The organism is Pseudomonas sp. Sample_9 (assembly GCF_004307535.1).
Lineage (GTDB): Bacteria > Pseudomonadota > Gammaproteobacteria > Pseudomonadales > Pseudomonadaceae > Aquipseudomonas > Aquipseudomonas mercuritolerans.
The window spans coordinates 1-4,698 of sequence record NZ_RAZO01000130.1 but is presented as its reverse complement, the minus strand read 5'-3'; the positions used below and the strand labels follow the sequence as shown (position 1 = coordinate 4,698).

The window sequence follows — 4,698 nt, the reverse complement described above, 5'->3', positions numbered from 1 at the left end:
TCATCCGACTCGATCACCCGCACCCCATCCTGTTCTTCCAGCGCCAGGCGCCACATCGCTCGTGCCAACTGGCACGCTTCGATACCGTGGTATTTCCCCGGAATCAGCTTCGACAACGGCCCGGCCAGTTGCTCGACCAGACGCGGTTCGGTGCGTTCGCCGAGCAACAGCGAAGGTCGGCAAATGGTCAGTTGCGGCCAGTTCTGCGCGCGCAGGGCCTGTTCCATTTCACCTTTGACCCGGTTGTAGAACACCGAGGAATTCGGATCGGCGCCAATCGCACTGATCACGATCAGGTGCCGCGCGCCCATCTCCCGCGCGCGCTTGGCGAACGCCACGACCATGTCCAGATCCACTGCGCGAAAGGCTTCTTCGGAGCCGGCCTGCTTGATCGTGGTACCGAGGCAGCAGTAGGCGATATCGACCCGGCCGCTGAGTTGCGGCAGAAACGCCTGCGGGTCGCCGACCGGGTTTTCCAGATGGGGATGCTCGGCCAGCGGCCGGCGCGAAGGGGCGAGGACACGGGTAATGGTTGGCTCGTTGAGCAAACGGTCGAGCAGATGTTCACCGGTCAGTCCGGTGGCTCCGGCAAGCAATACGTGCTGAGGCGTCAAGTACATAGTGTCTCTCCCTTGATACTGTTCAGCTTAGTTGCCTTTTTTCGCCGCGTCGTTCAATGCGCTGCTGTGCAAAGCTTTGCGCGCCTGCTGTTTTCGCAGCAGCTGCCAGTGCGACAGCACGGTTTTCGGCGCCCAGATCTGCGGCTCCGAGGCTTCGAAGCCGTCGGCCAGCTCACGTTCGGCGACGGTGGCCTTGGCCAGTTTGAATGCCTGTTCCAGATCATCAGTCTGGTTCAGTGCCTGGGCGAACAGCGCGTCGCCGAAATAGGTGAAGTTGGCTTCTTCCGAGCAACCGAACGACACCCGATCGGCGCGCGAGGCGGTCATGATCAGCGTGCGTTCGTCTTTCAGCGCCGGGATGAAACCGCCGGAATAGCACGAGGAAATCACGATGACCTTGTCGCGATGCTTCAGCGGCGCGAGCACGGCGGCGAGCTCATCGGCGGGCAGGTCGGCCAGTTCCATGCGCGGCTGATCGAGCACCAGTTCGTGCTCGGCGGTGCCGTGGCTGGTCAGATAAATGAACAGCAGATCTTCCGGGCCGCTGCGTTCGGCAAGGGCTTGCGCGGCGCGGCGCATGTTTTCGCGAGTGGCCATAGGCCGGTCGCCGAGATGATCGCGATGATTGACCAGGCGGATCTGGCCGAAGGCGCCAAAGCGCGTACTGAGCATGTTGGCGACGTAATCGGATTCACGCAGGAACACGCTTTGCTTGCCGTCGCCGCCGAGGGTCAGGGTGTACAACTCGACTGCCGGAGTCGAAGCGGGGATCGCCGCCAGTGCGTCGTCCAGCAACCGACCCTGGGCGAGCAAACCGAGCTCGAGGGTGTCGGGGAGCAATTTGCCGTCGGCGTCGCGCACGCGTTGGCCGTTGATCCAGGTGCCACTGAGCACGCTGCCATCGGTCAGCACCAGCGTGCCGCGGCCGGAATAGCTGTCGTTGTCGAAGCCGCCGATGTAGAAGCTGCCATCGGCCAGGTTCAAACGGCCCTGGCCGGTGAAGCGCCAGTCATTGAACACACCGATGTAATGGCTGCCATCCGCGCCGATCAATTCGCCCTTGCCGGTCAGCGCGCCTTCCTTGAACTGGCCGAGCCAGACGTCGCCGTCGGCGTTCTCGTAGCGGCCCTTGCCGTGCAGTTGATTGTTCTTGAAGCCGCCGACGTAGATATCGCCGTCGGCGCTGTTGTAGGTGCCGTTGCCTTCCAGTTGACCGTTGACGAAATGACCTGTGAACGAATTGCCGCTGGCATCGCCGCGCTGGCCTTCGCCGTTGGGTTTGCCGTGGGCGAACTGGCCTTGATAGGAGCTGCCGTCATCCATTTCCAGACGGCCGAGGCCGGAATACTGGTCAGCCTTGAACTCGCCGCGATAGGTCATGCCGTTTTCTTTCAGCGTACCTTCGCCATCGCGCCGGCCCTGCTTGAAGCCACCGGTGTAACTGCTGGCGTTGGTGCTCAGGCTGCCCTGACCATCGAACAGACCTTGCTGAAACTGGCCGCGATAGACCTCACCGTTGCTGCCATGCCATTCGCCCTGCCCGTGCCACTGACCCTTATCGAACTCTCCGGCGTACCAACTGCCGTTGGGATAGTCGACGCGGCCCTGACCTTGCAGCAAGCCGTCGACCAGTTCACCGCGATAGCGACCGCCATCGGGCAGGCGCGCATCCGGCGGCAACAGCGATTCGCCGTCGCCGCAAGCGGTGAGTATCAGGGTCAGGGCAAGGGGTGCAAGTCGAGCGATTGAGCGCATAGCGGGATCCGGGCAATTAGGCGACCGAGTATGCCGCAGCTATGCGTCGCATATATACAGACGTGACGCGAAACAGCGTGCGCTGCTTCGCATCCGGGATGATCAGACGAAGCAGAGTGACAGCGGCTCGGCGATGTAGGCCGGTTTGTCCGAGCCTTCTATCTCCAGTGTCGCGGTAGCCTTGAGCAACCACTGGCCGGGTTTTTTCTCGGTGACTTCGACCATGTCGACCTTCAGTCGGACTTTCGAGTTGACCTTGACCGGCTGGATGAAACGCACGCTGTCCAGGCCATAGTTGACGACCATCTTCACGCCTTCGGGCAGCACGAGGATGTCTTCCATCAGTTTCGGCATCAGCGACAGCGACAGGAAACCATGGGCGATCGTGCTGCCAAACGGCGTTTGCGCGGCCTTGACCGGATCGACGTGAATGAACTGAAAATCACCGGTGGCTTCGGCGAACAGGTTGATGCGCTCCTGATCGATGGTGAGCCATTCGGAACGTCCAAGTTCCTTGCCGACATAATCCTTGAGCTCTGCAACGGGAACATAGGGCATTGAGACTCTCCTTGGGTTCATCTGTTTTATAGTTTTTCAGGGGGCGGATTTGACCGGCCTGCGAACCACTGTAGATCATCATGGCGATTTGCTCAGGTCAACCGACCATGCTTTTGGCGAATGCCGGGCCATAGCGCCGGCATGCTTATAATGCCGAGCCCCTGCTGGCTGAAAATGTAAGACGGAGATGTCGGATGTTGTTACGTGGCCTGACCCTGCTGGTGCTGTTCCAATTGCTTGGCACCGCGCTCAATCATTTGCTGTTGCCGATATTGCCGGGGCCGATCATCGGGCTGCTGCTGTTGCTGGTGTTCCTGATCATTCGCGGTGAAGTCGGCGAGCCGTTGAATCAGGCAGCGGGCAGTCTGCTGCGTTATCTGCCGTTGCTGCTGGTGCCGCCGGCGGTGGGCGTGATGGTGTATGCCACGGCGATTGCTGCGGATTTCTGGGCGATTGTCGGCGCGCTCGTGGTCTCGCTGATCCTGTCGATGGCCTTTGCCGGCGTGCTCATGCAGCGGCTGGTCAAACGTCACGCGCCGCCGGCGGAGGAGTCCTGATGCTGTTTGACTGGCAAGGCGCGTGGGCGTCGGTGATTCATCATCCGCTGTTCGGCATCGGCATCACCCTCGGCGCCTATCAACTGGTGTTGGCGGCGTTCGAGAAAACCCGCTGGATCTTTCTGCAACCGGTGCTGGTCTCCATGTTGTTGGTGATCGGTGTGCTGGTCGGCTGCGGCCTGACTTACGCCGAGTACCGCAAGAGCACCGAGATCCTCAGCATCCTGCTCGGTCCGGCCACGGTGGCGCTGGCGGTGCCGCTCTATTTGAATCTGCGGCGCATCCGCCAATTGTTCTGGCCGATTTTTACTACGCTGGTGATAGGCGGGGTAGTGGCAACGGGCATGGGCGTGGCGCTGGGCTGGTGGTTCGGTGCCGATCACATGATCCTGATGACCATGGCGCCGAAATCGGTGACCTCGCCGATCGCCATGCTGGTCGCCGAGCAGATCGGCGGCGTGGCGGCGCTGGCCGCGGTGTTCGTGCTGATCACCGGGGTGATTGGCGCGATCTTCGGCCCGGCGCTGCTGACCCGCCTCGGCGTGCACAGCCCCGAAGCGCGCGGCATGGCGCTGGGCATGACCGCGCATGCGGTCGGCACGGCGGTGGCGATGCAGGAAAACGACGAGTGCGGCGCGTTCGCCGCGCTGGCAATGAGTCTGATGGGCGTGGCCACGGCGGTGTTCCTGCCGTTGGCGGTGTCGATGGTGGTGTAAGGATATGTCTATGAGTCTGCCGCTTTTTCCGCTGAACACGGTGCTGTTCCCCGGCTGCAACCTCGATCTGCAGATCTTCGAGGCGCGCTACCTCGACATGATCGGCCGCTGCATGAAGCAGGGCGTCGGTTTCGGTGTGGTGTGCATCCTTGAGGGCAGCGAAGTCGGCGTCGCGCCGGAAGGTTTTGCGCTGGTCGGCTGCGAGGCGCGGATCACCGATTTCGAGCAACAGGACAACGGCCTGCTCGGCATTCGTGTCCAGGGCGGGCGGCGTTTCACCGTGTTGCGCACCGAAGTACAGCGCGACCAACTGATTCTGGCCGACGTCGAGTGGCTGGACGATGAGCCCGAGCAACCGTTGCAGGACGAGGACGCCGACCTGGTCGCGCTGCTCAAGGCGCTGGCCGAACACCCGATGGTCGAAGCGTTGGATATGGGCACCGAAGCCGCCGGGCAACAGGCGCTGGCCAATCAGCTTGCCTATCTGTTGCC

General features: G+C 62.0%; 6 protein-coding genes. 3 read left to right on the top strand and 3 right to left on the bottom strand.

All coding sequences use genetic code 11. The features are described from left to right. From D6877_RS06900 to D6877_RS06890, 3 genes are all read right to left on the bottom strand, one after another. The coding region (locus D6877_RS06900; RefSeq protein ID WP_130910301.1) for an oxidoreductase at positions 1 to 620 on the bottom strand (620 nt) is incomplete at its 3' end. A gap of 27 nt (positions 621 to 647) precedes the next feature. After that, positions 648 to 2,375, bottom strand: coding sequence for a C13 family peptidase (locus tag D6877_RS06895; RefSeq protein WP_130910300.1), 1,728 nt, complete (start codon positions 2,373 to 2,375; stop codon positions 648 to 650). A gap of 102 nt (positions 2,376 to 2,477) precedes the next feature. Further along, positions 2,478 to 2,933: a MaoC family dehydratase gene (locus D6877_RS06890; protein WP_016773011.1), complete on the bottom strand. Its 456-nt coding sequence runs from the start codon at positions 2,931 to 2,933 to the stop codon at positions 2,478 to 2,480. Between the two features lie 194 nt (positions 2,934 to 3,127). Between D6877_RS06890 and D6877_RS06885 the strand changes: the two genes are divergently transcribed. From D6877_RS06885 to D6877_RS06875, 3 genes are all read left to right on the top strand, one after another. After that, the gene (locus D6877_RS06885) at positions 3,128 to 3,490 is read left to right on the top strand and encodes a CidA/LrgA family protein (protein ID WP_016773012.1); all 363 of its coding nucleotides are present in this window, start codon (positions 3,128 to 3,130) and stop codon (positions 3,488 to 3,490) included. After that, positions 3,490 to 4,206, top strand: a complete 717-nt coding sequence (locus D6877_RS06880) for an LrgB family protein (protein ID WP_016773013.1) — start codon at positions 3,490 to 3,492, stop codon at positions 4,204 to 4,206. The genes D6877_RS06885 and D6877_RS06880 overlap by 1 nt, the downstream gene beginning before the upstream one ends. Before the next feature lie 10 nt (positions 4,207 to 4,216). Beyond that, positions 4,217 to 4,698 (top strand): LON peptidase substrate-binding domain-containing protein (locus D6877_RS06875; protein ID WP_130910299.1); only part of this gene is annotated, 482 nt, incomplete at its 3' end.

Coding starts and splice junctions, on each gene's coding strand:
- D6877_RS06895 (WP_130910300.1), bottom strand. CDS start 2,375: ATGCGCTCAATCGCTCGACTTGCACCCCTTGCCCTGACCCTGATACTC.
- D6877_RS06890 (WP_016773011.1), bottom strand. CDS start 2,933: ATGCCCTATGTTCCCGTTGCAGAGCTCAAGGATTATGTCGGCAAGGAA.
- D6877_RS06885 (WP_016773012.1), top strand. CDS start 3,128: ATGTTGTTACGTGGCCTGACCCTGCTGGTGCTGTTCCAATTGCTTGGC.
- D6877_RS06880 (WP_016773013.1), top strand. CDS start 3,490: ATGCTGTTTGACTGGCAAGGCGCGTGGGCGTCGGTGATTCATCATCCG.